Here is a 17,207-nt window from a genome sequence, read left to right as displayed (position 1 = left end):
TCACCCCGGACTTGATCCGGGGTCCATGACGGCATGTGCCGTGCTTCCGGCGAGGGCACTGTGGATTCCGGATCAAGTCCGGGATGACGAAGGGAAGAGGGTCAAACCGCCTGCCAGTCGAACGTCAACGGCGCCTCGCGAAAGGCGAAGCGGTCGAGGTGGCGCGCCACCACGTCCTTCATCGCCTCGACATGCTCGGCGCTGCTGGCGTCGATGCGGGCCGACAGTGCGTCGGCTCCGGCATCGAACGTCACCAGCGCGTCGCTCGTCCATTCGGCACCGCGCGCATCCTTGGGGAAGGTCACGGTGCCATGGTCTGCGGTGAATTCGACGACGAGATTGTGCTGCCAATGCTTGCACAGCTGCTGCAGATATTTGCTCGCGTGGCTCGTGGGCACGCTGGCGATCGCGCTGCTCATCACAGCCGCTCGATCTTTTGCGCCGCCTCGTCGATCAGCGCGACGATGTCGTGCAACGCGGCATTGTCGAGATCGCGGTCGCCGAGCCGGTTCATCAGAACCTGCCGCAGATTGCCCATCGCGCGGCGCACCGAAGCCGAGTCCGTGCGCTGCGTCTCTTCCCCGACCGCGGTCAGGCGCGTGATCGCGGCTTCGACGATCTCGCTATTGGCGTCGAGTTCGGCGCGTCCTGCGTCGGTGATCGCGAACAGCTTTTTCGCGCCGTCGCTCTCTTGCGCTTCGATCAGGCCCATGTCGTCGAGCATCGTCAGCGTCGGATAGATGACGCCGGGGCTCGGCGCATAGGAACCGCCGGTCAGCTCCTCGATGTGGCGGATCAGGTCGTAGCCGTGACGCGGCTCGTCGGCGATCAGCTTGAGCAATACGAGCCGCAGCTCGCCGCCATCGAACATCCGGCGGCGCTCGCCGCGCTCGCCCCGGCCGCCGCCGCGACGGCCACCGCCGAAGCCATGCCCGAACCCGTGGCCAAAGCCGCGTCCGCCGCGATGCATCGCATGCCGCCCGCCGCAACCGCGGCCATCCATTTTCGAATATAATATCATTTTCGTTCCTTAGAGTGATTCTAGATGCGTCTAAGATATATCTTAAGCAAAGATGCGCAAGGGGCTTCGGGAAAAATTATCAACAGAAATGCGGGGCGATCAGCTTTGGCGCGCGAAGCGCAGGTGAATCAGCGGGTAGGCCCGCCCTTGGCCATCGCGCTCCGACCGGCCGGTGGGCACGAAACCCAGGCGCTCATAAAAGCCGGCGGCTCGCTCATTCTGTTGATTCACTTCGGTCGTGAGCACCGGATGGCGTTCCAGCGCATGCGCAACCAGCGCGCGTCCGACACCGGTCCCGCGATATGCGGGATCGATGAACAGCGCTTCCATGCTCGATCCGTCGAGCAGCATGAAGCCGACCGGCCGGTCGTCGTCGTCGACCGCGAGCCAGAGCGATGCTGCGGGCAGGAAGGATCGGACTTCGGCCTCGATCGCGGCGCGATCTTCGGCCGTCAGAAAGTCGTGCGTCGCATCGACGGCGTCGCGCCATATCTCGACGGCGCGTTCTCCATCGGCGGGTGTCGAGAGACGGATCCGGATCATGCCGGCGCCATAGGGAAGCGCGGCACCCGCGCCAAGTTTCCTTTCCGCTTTAGCTAGAGAGCCGCCATTCCTAATATCGTCATCCCGGACTTGATCCGGGATCCATTTACTGGGCGACAGTTCGATGGACCCCGGATCAAGTCCGGGGTGACGATGAGGGGTAGGGCAGTCCCTATCACACCTTGACTCTGCGCCCATCGACGCTATTAGCGCCCCCGTGTTGTCTGGGCTTTGGCCTTGGCAATTCCGTCCGAGACAGTTGGTGAAGGGGATTTGCCCTTCTTAATTTCCAGCCGAGACGGGGAACAGTCTTTTTCGGTCGCCCGCCTGTTTGATCAGGCGACGCGTCTTGACCGACCCCATCGGACATCGTTGCGCAAATGCAGGTGAGCCTTGGCTCGCGCCGGCATTTGCGTGTGTTAGCCGCCCGGCGGCGCGTGCGTTTCGGCGTCTCGCGCATCCGGGCAGATGAGTGGAGTATAGGCATGGATCGTACGGAAAAGGCCGAAGCCGTATCCTCGCTGAACGCTACGCTGGGATCAGCTGCTGCTGTTGTGGTCGTCCGCAACCTCGGCATGACCGTCGCTCAGTCGACGGTGCTGCGCCAGCAGATGCGCGATGCAGGGGCCGACTTTCGCGTCACGAAGAACCGTCTTGCCAAAATCGCGCTCGATGGCACGTCCTACACCGGTATCGGCGAACTGCTGACCGGTCCCACGGCCCTCGCAACCTCGACCGACCCGGTCTCGGCTGCGAAGATCGCCGTGGAATTTGCCAAGACCAACGACAAGCTTGAAATCGTTGGTGGCGGCATGGGCGACGTGGTCCTCGACGTAGATGGCGTGAAGGCGCTTGCTTCGCTTCCCTCGCTCGACGAGCTCCGCGCCAAGATCATCGGTCTGGTGCAGGCTCCGGCCACCAAGGTTGCGCAGATTGCCGCAGCCCCGGCGGGCCAGTTGGCGCGGGTTTTTGGCGCATATGCCGCCAAAGAAGCAGCGTGATTTCGAACTAACCCTTTAAACTTACTACCGGGATATCCCGGTTCTGATGGAGAATGAACATGGCTGATCTTGCAAAGATCGTTGAAGAACTGTCGGCGCTGACCGTCCTCGAAGCGGCTGACCTGTCGAAGCTGCTCGAAGAAAAGTGGGGCGTTTCGGCTGCCGCTGCTGTTGCTGCCGCTCCGGCTGCTGCCGCTGCTGGCCCGGCTGCTGAAGAGCAGACCGAATTCGACGTCATCCTGACGGGTGACGGCGGCAACAAGATCAACGTGATTAAGGAAGTCCGTGCGATCACCGGCCTGGGTCTGGGCGAAGCCAAGGCACTCGTCGAAGGCGCACCGAAGGCCATCAAGGAAGGCGTGAACAAGGCAGAAGCTGAAGAGCTGAAGGCCAAGATTCTCGCTGCCGGCGGCACCGTCGAACTGAAGTAATTCGGTTGGATGGGTTCCGGCCGGATCATCCGGCCGGGTTCCAGCGAAAAAGAATAAGGGCGGCGCCGCGAGGCACCGCCCTTTTTCTATGCGGTGAGGGGACCACCGCGGATGATCGGGCGCTCAGCTCTTGGAATAGCCCGGGCGGAAGCTGGTCGACGTGCGGACACGCGCGGGTTCGGGGCGGCGCACATCCTGTTCCTGCGTCGCCGGGGCAGGGCGCTGGGCGATTTCCCAAGCGCTGACCGGCTTGCGGGTCATGTCCTTCTGCGCGCCGAGCGTCTCGTCATAGGCGGTGCGTTCCTGGCGATCGAGGAAACGCGCATGCTTCAGCCGCTTGCTGAGCGTCGCAAAGGGATTGTCATCGGTGGGCCCGGCCATCGCCATCGCTTCGTGACGACCCATGCTTCCGCTCGGCGCGGCGACAAAGGCGGGAACCGTCCGCGGCGCGACTTCTTCCTCTTCGGGCGGGGCATAGGCGGGGGTGATCCACGGCTGCGTTTCGCCGGTCACCGGCTCGGCTGCAGTGCGCGGCGCAGGCTCATAGTCATAGACGGTGGCTTCCTCGCCGACCACGCGGCGGCGACGGGCGAATGCCAATCCGGCACCGCCGATGATCAGTAGCGCGGCTGCGCCACCCGCGATCTCCCACGGGAAAGCATCGCCGGTCGTGCTCGCTGTTTCGGTGGGCAGCGGCGTGGGCTCGGCGATCGGTTCGGCCGGCGCTGCCATCGGGGCGGCGATCGGCGTGGCTTCCTCGATCAAGGGAGCCTCGGCGGCGGGTGCCGCGGCAGGGGTGGCGGCCGCTGCTACGGGTGCTGCAGAGCGCGTACGCGGTGCCGCGCGTTCGGCGCGCGCCGGGGCGGGCGCAGCGGCGCGTTCGGCTGCCTTGGGTGCGGGAGCGGTCTTTTCGGCCGGGATGTCCAGCGGAACGCGGATAACCGGGGCGGGCGCGGCGGGCTGTGCGGTCTGCGGGGTTGCGACCGGTGCAGTGGTGCTCGGTTCGGGCACCGTGGGCGGGGTCTGCGGGGTCGGCGCCGCGACGGGCGGGGTCATCGTAACGGTCGGGGCTTCCTGCGCAAAAGCGCCGGGGGTGGAAAGAACCAGGAACGCGGCAATCGCGCTCATGGCGGGGCGGGAGAGGGCGATATTTCTTGTCATAGTGAAGGACGAACGAGCCACCTGCCGAAAATGCTGCTCGGGCAATGTGATTTCCGGGATGAGCCGTGGCTGCCGAACGGCGCGGCGAGGATTCAGGTGCAGCTGGTCGTGCAGCGACACCATTTTTGCGATCGGGCGGACCGGTGCAACCGATCGCCCGGCCGGTTCCGCGAGCGCGCATTTCCAAGGGCATGCGCTTCAATATGACAGGGATTTTGCGTTTTGGTGTCGCGCGGGTCACCAATTCGTCATTCCCGCGCAACCTGGGCGTGATCAACGCCGCGCATGAAAACCACCGACCTTGCCCCGACCCGGCTGCCGAGCCAGCTGCGTGAAACGCAGCGGCTGCTGTTCATCGCCAAGCATGCGCGCTGGACTGGCGGGCTGCATGCCGATGACGGCAATCACGCGCCCTACCACCGCGAAATGCGCGAAACGCTCGAGGGGATCGGCATCGAACTGCTGATCGCCGACAGCTATGCCGCGCTGTTCGACCGGCCCGCCGCCGATTTCGTCTTTCCGCTGCTCAATCGCGGCGGCTTCTTCAATTCCGAAATGCTGCTGCCCTTGCTCTGCAACCAGCATGGCCTGCCATATCTTGGCGCTTCGCCGATCGTGCGCGGCCTGTCCGACGACAAACATCTGACCAAGCTCGAGGCCGCGGCGCGCGGCGTGCCGACCGCGCCCTGGGTGCTGTTCCGCCGCGGTGCGCCCGTCGATGTGTCGCGCTGCCCGCCGGCGCGGCGCTGGGTGATCAAGCCGAACAACAGCTCGGCGTCGTGGGGCGTGCGCGATGCACACGACCGCGTGCAACTTGCGCAGGCGGTCGCCGAAATCCACGCGCTCGACCATGATGCGCTCGTCGAACCCTTTATCGACGGCGGCGACATCGAGGTGCCCGTGATCACGCTGGATGGCGAGCCAGCGATGCTGCCGATGATGATTTTCGAGCAGGACGATCCGACGCAGCTGCGCACCTATCAGGAAAAGCGCGACCTCGTCGGCAGCGTCGGATATCGCATCAAGCGGTTCGACGATCCGGCGATCGCGGCACGGATTATCGACTATACAAAGCGGATGACGGACATATTCCGTCCGTTCGATTATGGCCGGTTCGAGTTTCGCGTCGATCATACGACCGGCGACGTCCGGCTGCTCGAGGTCAATCTCAACTGCAATCTCTGGTCCGAAAAACTGTTCTCGCGCTCGGCCGTCGCTGCGGGCTTCTCCCACGCGGCGCTGATCGAAACGATCGTCGCCGAAAGCATGCTTCGCCAGATTGCGCCCGCCGCGGCGCGGCGGAACGCCGCATGAGCGGTTCGATCCTGATCCTCGCCGGCCGCCGCCCCGGGGCGGTCGATGCGCTCGCCGAGGCATATGGCGTCGGCGACAAATGCTTTGTGCCGGTCGCCGGCCGGCCGATGATTGCGCATGTCCTGGAAAGTGCGGCCGACAGCAATGCGCGGCAGATGTTCGTTTCGACGCATCATGCGGCGCTGCTCGCTGAATTGAAAGACCCGGTGGTCGACCTGCTCGGCGACCGGCTGATCGTCGTTCCCGCGGCCGATAATCTGGCGGATTCGGTCCTCGCGGTCGCGGGCATGGCCAGCTTCCCGCTGCTCGTCACGACCGCCGACAATTGCCTGCTGACCCCCGCGACGATCGCCGAGATCGAAGCCGAGGCGATGCGGCTCGGCGCCGATGCCGGGGTCGCACTGGCGCGGCGTGAGGATGTGCTGGCGGTCCATCCCGAAGGCCAGCGGCGTTTTTACGAGTTTTCCGACGTCGCGGTATCGAACTGCAACGCTTATTGGCTCGGCCATCCGAACGCGCTCCGCGCCGCAGAGGCGTTTCGCGGCGGCGGGCAGTTCGTCAAGAAGCCGTTTCGCGTGATGCAGGCATTCGGCCTGATCAACCTGCTCCGTTTCCGCTTCGGGCTCGGTCCGATCCACCACATCTTCCAGCGGATTTCGCGCCATCTGGACGTCGAAATCGCCCCGCTGCTGGTGAGCAACGGGGCGACCGCGATCGATGTCGATAATGAAAGGTCGCTGCGCGTGACCGAGGCGCTGATGAAGCGCCCCGATATCGTCAATCCGCGACCCAGTTCCCGTGAAAGCCGGGGGGAACCCGGTGCGGCAGGTGCACGACAGCTTGCGGTGACCCGCTAAAGTCGTCGGCGTTGAGGATGACGAGCGCGGTCGTTTCGTCATTCATGTTTACGACCAGCCCGATCAGCCAACCGTCGTCCTCGGCGCCGCTTTCGCTGCGCGGAACAAAGACGAACTCGCCCGGATGCCGGCCGGGGCCGAAATCGTGGATGGCGGTCGTGCCCTTGTCCAAGTCGTGCTTGAACAGCCGCGTGTCGGCGAGCGCCCATTCGGCCGATTTCCCATCGGGGATCGCGATCGTGTAGGCGTAGCGATAGGGCTTCGTCGTCAACCGTTCGTCATAGCGCGGGAATTCCTGCGCATGGTCGTGGATGACGGTGCGGGTGGTCGTTCCGGCGACCGGATCGATCGTCCAGCGTTCCATCCGCGACTTCTCGCTGTCGGGGCCACGTTTCGAAATCGCGAACATCGTCTCATGCGCAACGACGTCGACGATCACCTTGCCGTCGGCGGTTTCATAGGCGTTGGCGGGGTGGAAGACATAGCAGGGCTCGACCGGCACCCAGATGACGCTGTCGCCGCTGCCTTTCCTGGGGAGGAGGCCGACGCGCGCCTGATGCGCGTCGTTCCACGCATAGGGAAAGCGATAGCCGCCGAGCAGCATCTTCATCGAGAAAGTGACGGGCAGATCGAAGACGAGCACGTAATTTTCGGTGATCGCGCAATCGTGGATCGACGGGCCGTCGCTGACCGCAATCGCTTCCTCGCGAATGACATGGGCGTCCTTGTCGAGCACGACGTGCCAGACCTTGTTCGGTTCGTCGCCGCGATAGGTGATCGCGTGCATTTCGTCGGTGAGCGGGTCGTGATGCGGATGCGCCGTATAGGCGCCGGCCAATGTACCATCGAACGGGTTATGTGCGATCGTGTTCAGTTCATAGCCGAGCTCGACGGGCTTACCGCCGGCTTCGACGATGGCGAAGGTGCGGCCCGCAAGGCCGACGACATTGGTGTTCGGCGCGTCGTTACCGTCGGCGCGCGGGCCGGGGGGCAATTCCTCGCCGAGCACGGCGCATGCCTCGCTGCCGCGGACCCAGCGATTGCGATACCAGTCGGCCTTGCCGCCTTCGATGCGGATGCCGTGGACCATGCCGGCGCCGGTGAACCAGTGGTAGCTGGCGGGATCGGGGGCGGCCGCCGGGTTCGGCCCGTTGCGCAGGTAACGGCCGGTCAGCGCGGCGGGGATATCGCCCTCGACGCGCAATTCTTCCAGCGTGACCTCTTCGGTCATCGGCTTGTGGATGCCCGTCAGAAACGGATGCGCGTCGGTGGGGCGGGGCAGGCGCTTGCGGTTGAAGTCGGCAACCTTGCCGATGCCTTTGACAACCGCACCGCGGATCAGGGTTTCGACGTTGCTTGCCATGATATTGCTCCTTACGGATGTTGGAGAAGCGCCGCGGGGCGGGGGGCTTGTGCGGACGACTCGATATGTTTACAGTGACAACATGATGGCAAGCAAAGATAACAGTGTCAACATAAAAAGCGACGGCGCGAAGGCGGCGGGCGCTTATCATCATGGCGATCTGCGCGCGGCGGTGATCGCGGCGGGGCTGAAGCGGCTGGAAGAAGGCGACGGCGCCGAGCTCGGGCTGCGCGCGCTCGCGCGCGACGTCGGGGTGAGCGCGACCGCGCTGTACCGGCATTTCCCCGACAAGGAGGCGCTGCTCGACGCGCTCGCCGACGAAGGGCTGCGGCGGCTCGGCGCGCTGCAGGCGCAGGCGTGGCTGAAGGCGGGCGGCGCGGTCGCGGGGTTCAAGGCGACGGGTATCGCCTATGTTCGCTTCGCGCACGACGAACCCGCGCTGTTCCGGCTGAGCTTCACGCGCCAGATGTCCGAGCGCAAGGAGGGCGGCGATGGCGGCGAAGTTGCCTATAATCTGCTCCGCGCCGGGGTTGGCGAGGCGCTTCCCGGCGCCCGAGACCCCGATACCGCGGCGCTCCATGCGTGGGCGCTGGTGCATGGCCTCGCGATGCTGATCCTCGACCGGCGCATCGACTGGGACGAGGCGAAGGTCGCCGAAGTGGTCGGGCTGACCTTTGGCGGGGTCGGCTGAGGGCCGCCCGATCGTGTGGCGCGACCGGGGGGCAGACACAGCCGGCATAATTTAGCGGTTTCTTTTCCGGTTTTTGGTTATCTGGGCGCATGACCCGGTCGCTGCCCCCCAGAGTCGAAGCGATCTTTTGGCTCCTGCTGACCGCAACGGGATATTTCCTGCTGGCCAGCCTGTCGCTGTATGCGACCAAGGGAGCAGACAATATCGCTGCGGTGTGGCCGCCCAGCGGCTATTTCCTTGCCCTTCTCCTCCTCATGCCCGCGCGCTGGCGGATCGCGTCCTTCACTGGCATGGCGGCGTCCAGCATGGCCGCAAACATGCTCGGCGGCACGGCGTTCGCGATGTCGGCCGCCTTCGTTCTCGCCAATGGCGTCGAGGCCGCCGTCGCGCTGTGGCTGTTGCGTCGGCGCGAACCCGGCGAACTATCCTTTACGGCGCCGCGCGATGTCGTGCGTTTCTGCGGCGCTGCGCTGGCTGCAAGTTTCGTTGGCGCGGGCATAGCGACACTATTTGCCGGCACCGGCTTCGATTTTTTCCTGTCCTGGCTGACGACGGTCGCGCTCGGCATATTGATCGTCACCCCGCCAATTGTCATGCTCGCGCGGCTTATCGTGTCGAATGCGTTCAGCAATGCGCCGGCCGGCATGAAAACCGAAGCGACGGCGATATTGACGGGCGCCGCCGCAATCACGGCTATCTGCTTTTCGCAATCGCAGTTTCCGGTCAATTTCCTGCCCTATGTGGCGGTCATTGTCGCATCCTACCGCCTCGGGCCGTTCGGCGCCGCCGCCGGCATATTGATTGTCACGATCATCGCTTCGTTGCTGACGGCGCAGGGTTTTGGCCCGATCGCGGCCATCGACGGTGAGCCGAAGGTCAAGATATTCTTCCTGCAATTCTACCTGCTGTCGATGCTGGTCGTCGCGCTGCCGCTCGCCGCGTTGCTCGTCGTGCAGCGGCGGCTTTCGAGGCGGCTCGAGCAGAGCAACCGCTGGCTGCTTCAGGCCGAGGCCGCGGCGCTGGTCGGGCATTGGCGCGTCGACCTGGTCCATTGGACGATCACATGGTCGGATCAGAGCTATCGCATACACGGACTGGAACCCGGCATACCGGTCGACGTCGACTATAGCGTCAAACAATATGTGGCCGAGGACCGGTTGGCGGTGCGCAAGATTTTGGCGGAGGCCGTGCGGACCGGCAAGCCTTTCGAATTTCAGGGACGGATATTGCGCGCCGACGGCAAGATCAGGCACGTCAAATCGCACGGCTCGATTGAAACGGGCCGGGGCGGCAAGGCGGCCGCTATTTTCGGCACCGTCCAGGACGTGACGGAAACGGTCGAAAATGCCCGCATTCTCGAGGCAGCGCGCAGCGCGGCCGAACGCGTCGCCAATACCGACATGCTCACCGGACTGCCCAATCGCCGCCACACGCTGGCGTCGCTCGAAAAGGCGCTCGCCGGCGCGCGAGACCATGGTGCGCCGCTTGCGGTCGCGATTTTCGATATCGACCATTTCAAGCGGATCAATGACGCGCACGGTCATGCCGTCGGCGACGATGTGATCCGCCGCGTCGCCCAGCGCGCCAAGGCGGCGCTTCGCGACGCGGACATGCTCGGCCGCATCGGCGGCGAGGAGTTCGTCTGCATCCTCCAGCGTTCGAGCGCGCAAGCTGCCGAAATCGTCGCCGAGCGCGTCCGCAAGGCGGTCGAGGCCGGAACCGCTGCCGAAGACGACCTCCCGAACGCGACGATCAGCGTCGGCTTGGCGGTCTATGACGGCGAAGCCGACGTCGAGGAACTGCTGCACCGTGCCGACAAGGCGCTCTATGTCGCCAAGCGCGAAGGGCGGAACCGGCTGCGCAGCGCGGCCTAGTATCGGGTTTCGAGCGAAGGGGCTGTTCCCCCGCACCGTTTGTCGGCGAAGGCTGTTCGCGGCTGCCGAAATCAGGGCAAAATCTTTTGGAGATTCCAGCACTTCCTTGCTAGGCGCGTTCCATCCAAAATGCGGGGGCGGGATGTTAAATTACAGAGCTTTTCGGACGATTGCGGCTGTCTCAATCGTCGCTATGGTTTCAGGATGCGGAGGGGGTGGAAGCTCGAGCGGCGGGGGGGCTGTCACAGTCCCACCGACGCCCACCCCCACTCCGACGCCAACTCCCACGCCCACGCCCACGCCCACGCCAACCGGCTCGGTTTTCTCAGTGGGGGCCGGTGCAGCGATCATTGGTACTGTGACGTTCGATTCCAACAAGAATGGCGTATTTGGCGACGTTATCCCGTCCGGTGATACCGTGTTCAGGGACGTGTATGTGTACTCCAACACATCCGGCCAGTTCGGTCCGGTGACGATCGACGGTAACGACGGCAAAGAAGTGACGGTGAACCCGACCGACGCAATGCGAGCCGTCGGCGTCGACATGCTCAGCGGATACTATCTCGCGTATCTCTCTGCTCCGAAAGGCGCGACCAACCTGTCTCCCGTCACGACGTTGCTCCGGTCCATCGACGATGATTTGGTGGCAGCGAACACCGGCCTGGGCCTGAGCGCTCGCGAGATATCGAGCTTTGCCGCGGTCGCCGCGATGTCGAGCAACAATGCCGACACCGCAGCGCTCGGGAGACGGGTCACAGCGTATAATCTCAAGCTTTCCGCCTTGGCTCCGCTGAGCCGACCATCTGATCAGGGCGTGCAACCCGATTCCAGCATTATTTTTGACACCTTTCAGGCAACAATCGGCGAACAGTTCCGATCGGGGAGGGTGGATCTGAATAACGCATCGGCGATCCGCTCGCTTCTCGAGCATATGCCTCTGACGACGAGGTTCGCTTCCCCGGATGCCCGTCGTGCCATTGCAGATCTCCTTGCGAGATATGGTTCTGCAGTAGACCAGTATTTGACCGAACCGCGGCGTGCAGCCGACGTTCAGCATGGTTATCGGCTTGTGGTGCTGCCCACGATCCTCGACGTCATCATGGGGCGCAATTCAACCGCCGATGCGGATTCAATTACAATTGAGTCGATGCTGACCTCGTTTCGCGAGTTCGCGGAGATCCCCGCCCCGAAAATCGAGACGCGGCCATATTCCTATTTGCCGGTATTGGTCTTGCACAGTCTTGTGGCTGTTACCGACTTGCGATCGATCGACCGCATCGCGTTAAGTGGAATTGTTACTCTTCGTGCGGATTGCTCGCTGGGCAATGGCAATAATTCCCCGCCCTTTTGCAATGATAGCGGGATATCGGGCATTGGAATTGTCGGGGTCGACCGGAACGAGCTGAAGGTGACTTCGATCCGCGTACCAGACAAATTTTCAGGGCGGTTGAGCGTTTCTCTCGCGCCAAGTGGTGAAATCACGCTTCGACGACTGAACGGGACGGTGGGGCTTGTCTGGTTCGAATATGATGTCGCCCACACTGGCGGACTGAAGGCGACCGGACGGACGTATGTTCGACTGGGCTTATCCAACTAGGTCGGTTATTCTCCGGCAACGGAGCTGTTGGTTCGCCTGCTTGTCATCGAACGCTGGGCAGTGGAGATCGCATCATGGAATCGGACGAAGCAATGATGGCGCGGCGGATGCTGCTCACCGGCGCGATCGGGACGCTCGCTTTGATCCACGCGCCGTGGGCGATGGCGAAGCTGCCGAAGAGTGGGGTGAAGGGGCTGATCGCGGGTGCGTCCGACGGCGCGCTCGACAAGCTCGCGGAACCGGGCGCCTTTTATCGCGATACCGCAGTGCGCATCCTGTTGCCGGGTGCCGGCGGAAAACTGGCGTCGAAACTCTTTGGCATGGGCGACAAGCTGGGGCTCACGAGCAATCTGACCAAAAGCCTGAACGACGCGGGCGGCAGGGCTGCGGGCGAGGCGAAGCCGGTGTTTCGCGCCGCGATCGACAATCTGCGCTGGACCGACGCGCCGGGGCTGGTGACGAAAAACGATGGAGCGACGCGCTATCTGCAGACGAGCGCGGGCAGCATATTGTTCACCAAAGTGTCGCCGCTGATCGGATCGGCGTTGGAAAATGTCGGCGCCTATCGCCAGCTCGACCAGCTGTCGAAGGGCAACCAGCTGATGGCCTCGGCCGGACTGACGCGCGACGGGCTGACGCGGTCGGTGACCGAACAGGCACTCAAAGGCATCTTCCATTATATGGCGGGCGAAGAGGCTGCGCTGCGCAGGAACCCGGCGGCGTTGTTGAAGGGGGTGTTTTAGGCGACGACGGCTAACGATCGAAGGCTGACCTCTCCGTCATCGTCACCCCGGACTTGATCCGGGGTCCATGACTTCAACGCTGCGGTGGATCCCGGATCAAGTCCGGGATGACGAAGGGAGGAGATGGCAGCCTCCCACCCTAAAGCCGTCGTTCACGACATTACTTCGCCGCGCTCCCGTTGACACCGCGCGCCCCAAATCCTATATGGCCGTCATACCCAACCGTCCGAGATAGAGCCTGACTTTGCGCAGCGGGCTGTACGGATAGGGCGGCGGGGATTTCGACAGCGTTGAAAAGCTGCGGTAAACCGGTGACGGTTGCCTGCGGCTTTTTTCGCGTCGGTGCGCTCGCGACCTGATTTTTTGTAAGGCGAGATAATCACTTATGGCGACCAAGGCGAAGTCGGTGGGCAAGGCCCTCGAAGCAACCGCAAGCAAGCGAATCCGTAAGCTGTTCGGCAACATCCACGAAGCGGTGGAGATGCCCAACCTCATCGAGGTTCAGCGCGAATCCTATGAGCAGTTCCTGCGGTCCGACCCCTCGGTCGGCTATGTTTCGGGCCTCGAAAAGACGCTGCGCAGCGTTTTCCCGATCCGCGATTTCGCCGGCACCGCCGAGCTCGACTTCGTCCATTACGAACTTGAAGCGCCGAAGTACGACGTCGAGGAATGCCGTCAGCGCGGCATCACCTATGCGGCGCCGATGAAGGTCACGCTGCGTCTGATCGTCTTTGAGGTCGACAGCGAAACCGACACCCGTTCGGTCCTCGATATCAAGGAGCAGGACGTCTACATGGGCGACATGCCGCTCATGACCGAGAACGGCACCTTCTTCGTCAATGGCACCGAGCGCGTCATCGTGTCGCAGATGCACCGTTCGCCGGGTGTGCTCTTCGACCATGACCGCGGCAAGACCCACTCGTCGGGCAAGTTCCTGTTCGCCGCGCGCGTGATCCCGTATCGCGGTTCGTGGCTCGACTTCGAATTCGACGCCAAGGACATCGTCAACGTCCGTATCGACCGCAAGCGCAAGCTGCCGGTCACCAGCCTCTTGTACGCGCTGGGCATGTCGGGCGAGGAAATCCTCAACCATTTCTACGACCGCCTCGTCTTCGAGCGTGCCGAGAATGGCTGGCGCGTGCCGTTCATGGTCGAAAACTGGCGCGGTGCGAAGCCCGCGTTCGATGTCGTCGACGCCAAGACCGGCGAAGTCGTCTTTGCCGCCGGCCACAAGATCAGCCCGCGCCTTGCCAACAAGGCCGCGAAGGACGGTCTCGACACGCTGCTGATCCCGACCGAGGAAATCTTCGGCCGCTATTCGGCCTATGACCTCATCAATGAGTCGACCGGCGAGATCTACATCGAGGCCGGCGACGAAGTGAGTGCCGAGAATCTCGAGAAGATCGACGCCGCGGGCATCGACAAGCTCGTCCTGCTCGACATCGACCACAACAACACCGGTCCCTGGATCCGCAACACGCTGAAGGCCGACAAGGCCGAAGATCGCGACCAGGCGCTTTCGGACATCTATCGCGTCATGCGCCCCGGCGAACCGCCGACGCGCGAAACCGCGGAAGCCTTGTTCGGCGGCCTGTTCTTCGACCCCGAGCGTTACGACCTGTCGGCCGTGGGCCGCGTCAAGCTCAACATGCGCCTTGGCCTCGAGGCCGAAGACACGGTCACCACGCTGCGCAGCGACGACATCCTCGCCGTCGTCAAGGAGCTGGTGAACCTGAAGGACGGCAAGGGCGAAATCGACGATATCGACAACCTCGGTAACCGTCGTGTCCGTTCGGTCGGCGAACTGCTCGAAAACCAGTATCGCGTCGGCCTGCTCCGCATGGAGCGCGCGGTGAAGGAGCGCATGAGCTCGGTCGACGTGTCGACCGTGATGCCGAACGACCTGATCAACGCGAAGCCGGCTGTCGCCGCAGTTCGCGAATTCTTCGGCTCGTCGCAGCTCTCGCAGTTCATGGACCAGACCAACCCGCTGTCCGAAGTGACGCACAAGCGCCGCGTGTCGGCGCTCGGGCCCGGCGGTCTGACGCGCGAACGCGCGGGCTTCGAAGTCCGCGACGTTCACCCGACGCACTATGGCCGTATCTGTCCGATCGAAACGCCCGAAGGCCCGAACATCGGTCTGATCAACTCGCTCGCAACCTTTGCGCGCGTCAACAAGTACGGCTTTATCGAAACCCCGTACCGCAAGATCATCGACGGCAAGGTCACGACCGACGTCGTTTACCTCTCGGCGATGGAAGAGCAGAAGCACACGGTTGCGCAGGCGAACGCCGATCTCAACCCCGACGGCAGCTTTATCGACGAGCTGATCTCGGCGCGTGAAGCCGGCGAATTCCTGATGGCTCCGCGCGATCAGATCACGCTGATGGACGTGTCGCCGAAGCAGCTCGTTTCGGTCGCGGCATCGCTCATCCCGTTCCTCGAAAACGATGACGCCAACCGCGCGCTCATGGGCTCGAACATGCAGCGTCAGGCTGTGCCGCTGATCCGGGCCGAGGCTCCGGTCGTCGGCACCGGTATGGAAGAAACCGTTGCGCGTGACTCGGGCGCAGCCATCGCGGCACGCCGCGGCGGCGTGATCGACCAGGTCGATGCGACGCGTATCGTTATCCGTGCGACCGACATGGTCGAACCCGGCAAGTCCGGCGTCGACATCTATCGCCTCCAGAAGTTCCAGCGTTCGAACCAGAACACCTGCATCAACCAGCGTCCGCTGGTGAAGGTGGGCGAGATCGTCCGCGCGGGCGACATCATCGCCGACGGTCCGTCGACCGAGCTTGGCGAACTGGCGCTCGGCAAGAATGTGCTCGTCGCGTTCATGCCGTGGAATGGCTACAACTACGAGGATAGTATCCTCATCAGCGAACGCATCGTGAAGGACGACGTCTTCACCTCGATCCACATCGAGGAATTCGAAGTCACCGCACGCGACACGCGCCTTGGGCCGGAAGACATCACGCGCGACATCCCGAACGTCGGCGAGGAAGCACTTCGCAACCTCGACGAAGCGGGCATCGTCTACATCGGTGCCGAAGTCGGCCCGGGCGACATTCTGGCCGGCAAGATCACCCCCAAGGGTGAATCGCCGATGACGCCGGAAGAAAAGCTGCTGCGCGCGATCTTCGGTGAAAAGGCCAGCGACGTGCGCGACACCTCGCTCCGCCTGCCGCCGGGCGTGTCGGGCACTGTCGTCGAAGTCCGCGTCTTCAACCGTCACGGTATCGACAAGGACGAGCGCGCGATCGCGATCGAACGCGAAGAGATCGAGCGCCTGAAGCAGGATGCCGACGACGAACGCGCGATCCTCAATCGTGCGACCTTCTCGAGCCTCAAGGAACTGCTCATCGGTCAGGCGACCAGCGCGGTGCCGAAGGGTCTGAAGAAGGGCGACGTCGTCACCGAAGAGATGCTCGTCGACCTCGACCGCGCCGACTGGTGGAAGCTGGCCGTTGTCGAAGACAATGCCCAGGCCGCCCTCGAAGCGATCAAGGCGCAGTATGACGACGCGATCAAGCGGATCAGCGCGAAGTATGAAGATCGCGTCGAAAAGCTGCAGCGCGGCGACGAACTCGCCCCGGGCGTGCTCAAGATGGTCAAGGTCTTCGTCGCGGTGAAGCGCAAGCTGCAGTCGGGCGACAAGATGGCCGGCCGTCACGGGAACAAGGGCATCATCAGCCGCATCCTGCCGATCGAGGACATGCCGTTCCTCGAAGACGGGACGCACGTCGATTTCGTGCTCAACCCGCTGGGCGTGCCGTCGCGCATGAACGTCGGGCAGATTCTCGAAACGCACCTCGGTTGGGCATCGCGCGGCTTCGGTCGCACGATCACCGCGGCGCTCGAGGATTGGCGCATGGCGAACCCCGACCCCGAGGCGGGAGCCCCGCCCGAGGCGGTGCGCGAAGCGCTGCTTCACGCTTATGGCGATGAATATGCGGACGAGATCAAGGCGCGTACCTCGGAAGAGGTCGTCGATCTTGCCTCGAATCTTTCGGTGGGCGTGCCCTTCGCGACCCCGGTGTTCGACGGTGCGCGCGAAGGCGACGTGTCGGCGATGCTGGAACGCGCCGGTCTCGACCGGTCGGGTCAGGTCGATCTGTACGACGGCCGCACCGGCGACCGGTTCGACCGCAAGGTGACGGTGGGATATATGTATATCCTGAAGCTGCATCACCTCGTCGACGACAAGATTCACGCGCGTTCGATCGGGCCGTACTCGCTTGTCACCCAGCAGCCGCTGGGCGGTAAGGCGCAGTTCGGTGGCCAGCGCTTCGGTGAAATGGAAGTGTGGGCGCTGCAGGCTTATGGCGCGGCGTACACGCTTCAGGAAATGCTGACGGTGAAGTCCGATGACGTGATCGGCCGCACCAAAGTCTACGAAGCGATCGTCAAGGGCGACGACACCTTCGAGGCTGGCATTCCCGAAAGCTTCAACGTGCTCGTCAAGGAAATGCGCTCGCTGGGCCTCAATGTCGAACTGTCTTCCTATGCGGAAGAAGATCCCGACAATCTCCCGGATGCCCTTCCCGAAGCCGCCGAATAATGATTTTCCTCACCCCCTTCGCCTACGGCGAGGGGGGAAGAGTGGAG

15 protein-coding genes are annotated in these 17,207 nt (G+C 63.5%); 10 read left to right on the top strand and 5 right to left on the bottom strand.

What is annotated here, in order from left to right; translation table 11 throughout:
- Positions 1–101 precede the first annotated feature (101 nt).
- The 3 genes from ACTJI5_RS16240 to ACTJI5_RS16230 form a co-directional block, all read right to left on the bottom strand.
- Positions 102–419, bottom strand: coding sequence for a DUF2218 domain-containing protein (locus ACTJI5_RS16240; RefSeq protein WP_440861035.1), 318 nt, complete (start codon positions 417–419; stop codon positions 102–104).
- Positions 419–1,021: a PadR family transcriptional regulator gene (locus ACTJI5_RS16235; RefSeq protein WP_440861034.1), complete on the bottom strand. Its 603-nt coding sequence runs from the start codon at positions 1,019–1,021 to the stop codon at positions 419–421. The genes ACTJI5_RS16240 and ACTJI5_RS16235 overlap by 1 nt, the downstream gene beginning before the upstream one ends.
- Positions 1,022–1,120: 99 nt before the next feature.
- Positions 1,121–1,564 (bottom strand): acetyltransferase, encoded by a 444-nt coding sequence (locus tag ACTJI5_RS16230; protein ID WP_440861033.1) that lies wholly within the window; start codon positions 1,562–1,564, stop codon positions 1,121–1,123.
- Between the two features lie 485 nt (positions 1,565–2,049).
- On the opposite strand from ACTJI5_RS16230, the gene rplJ reads away from it, so the two are divergent.
- The gene (rplJ, locus tag ACTJI5_RS16225; protein ID WP_037516086.1) at positions 2,050–2,565 is read left to right on the top strand and encodes a 50S ribosomal protein L10; all 516 of its coding nucleotides are present in this window, start codon (positions 2,050–2,052) and stop codon (positions 2,563–2,565) included.
- Between the two features lie 59 nt (positions 2,566–2,624).
- Positions 2,625–2,996 carry a 50S ribosomal protein L7/L12 gene (gene rplL, locus ACTJI5_RS16220; protein ID WP_037516187.1) on the top strand — a complete coding sequence of 124 codons (372 nt, stop codon included), beginning with the start codon at positions 2,625–2,627 and terminating at the stop codon, positions 2,994–2,996.
- A 123-nt stretch (positions 2,997–3,119) separates the two neighbouring features.
- Here the strand turns inward: rplL and ACTJI5_RS16215 are convergent, their stop codons facing one another.
- A complete protein-coding gene (locus ACTJI5_RS16215; protein WP_440861032.1) occupies positions 3,120–4,124 on the bottom strand; it encodes a hypothetical protein in 1,005 nt (334 codons plus the stop codon).
- 98 nt (positions 4,125–4,222) lie between these two features.
- Between ACTJI5_RS16215 and ACTJI5_RS16210 the strand changes: the two genes are divergently transcribed.
- Genes ACTJI5_RS16210 through ACTJI5_RS16200 form a run of 3 tightly spaced genes read left to right on the top strand, consistent with a single transcriptional unit; the run spans position 4,223 to position 6,328 of the window.
- Positions 4,223–4,492: a hypothetical protein gene (locus ACTJI5_RS16210; RefSeq protein ID WP_440861031.1), complete on the top strand. Its 270-nt coding sequence runs from the start codon at positions 4,223–4,225 to the stop codon at positions 4,490–4,492.
- A complete protein-coding gene (locus ACTJI5_RS16205; protein ID WP_440861030.1) occupies positions 4,443–5,471 on the top strand; it encodes a D-alanine--D-alanine ligase family protein in 1,029 nt (342 codons plus the stop codon). Before ACTJI5_RS16210 ends, ACTJI5_RS16205 begins: the two co-directional genes overlap by 50 nt.
- Positions 5,468–6,328 carry an NTP transferase domain-containing protein gene (locus ACTJI5_RS16200; RefSeq protein ID WP_440861029.1) on the top strand — a complete coding sequence of 287 codons (861 nt, stop codon included), beginning with the start codon at positions 5,468–5,470 and terminating at the stop codon, positions 6,326–6,328. The genes ACTJI5_RS16205 and ACTJI5_RS16200 overlap by 4 nt, the downstream gene beginning before the upstream one ends.
- On the opposite strand, the gene ACTJI5_RS16195 is transcribed toward ACTJI5_RS16200, so the two are convergent.
- Positions 6,249–7,691, bottom strand: a complete 1,443-nt coding sequence (locus ACTJI5_RS16195) for a carotenoid oxygenase family protein (protein WP_440861028.1) — start codon at positions 7,689–7,691, stop codon at positions 6,249–6,251. The two genes, ACTJI5_RS16200 and ACTJI5_RS16195, sit on opposite strands and share 80 nt — an antisense overlap.
- An 85-nt stretch (positions 7,692–7,776) precedes the next feature.
- Between ACTJI5_RS16195 and ACTJI5_RS16190 the strand changes: the two genes are divergently transcribed.
- The 5 genes from ACTJI5_RS16190 to rpoB all read left to right on the top strand — a co-directional run bounded on the left by ACTJI5_RS16190 (position 7,777) and on the right by rpoB (position 17,160).
- The gene (locus ACTJI5_RS16190; RefSeq protein WP_440861027.1) at positions 7,777–8,382 is read left to right on the top strand and encodes a TetR/AcrR family transcriptional regulator; all 606 of its coding nucleotides are present in this window, start codon (positions 7,777–7,779) and stop codon (positions 8,380–8,382) included.
- Positions 8,383–8,471: 89 nt separating this feature from the next.
- Positions 8,472–10,256, top strand: coding sequence for a diguanylate cyclase (locus tag ACTJI5_RS16185; protein WP_440861026.1), 1,785 nt, complete (start codon positions 8,472–8,474; stop codon positions 10,254–10,256).
- Positions 10,257–10,614: 358 nt separating this feature from the next.
- A complete protein-coding gene (locus ACTJI5_RS16180) occupies positions 10,615–11,853 on the top strand; it encodes a hypothetical protein (protein ID WP_310252883.1) in 1,239 nt (412 codons plus the stop codon).
- A gap of 74 nt (positions 11,854–11,927) precedes the next feature.
- Positions 11,928–12,596, top strand: a complete 669-nt coding sequence (locus ACTJI5_RS16175) for a DUF4197 domain-containing protein (protein ID WP_440861025.1) — start codon at positions 11,928–11,930, stop codon at positions 12,594–12,596.
- Between the two features lie 385 nt (positions 12,597–12,981).
- Positions 12,982–17,160: a DNA-directed RNA polymerase subunit beta gene (rpoB, locus tag ACTJI5_RS16170; protein ID WP_440861024.1), complete on the top strand. Its 4,179-nt coding sequence runs from the start codon at positions 12,982–12,984 to the stop codon at positions 17,158–17,160.
- The last annotated feature ends 47 nt before the right edge of the window (positions 17,161–17,207 follow it).

The sequence above is a fragment of the Sphingopyxis sp. 22461 genome (genome assembly GCF_052044915.1).
Classification (GTDB): domain Bacteria; phylum Pseudomonadota; class Alphaproteobacteria; order Sphingomonadales; family Sphingomonadaceae; genus Sphingopyxis.
This window is presented reverse-complemented; position numbering and strand designations above follow the sequence as displayed.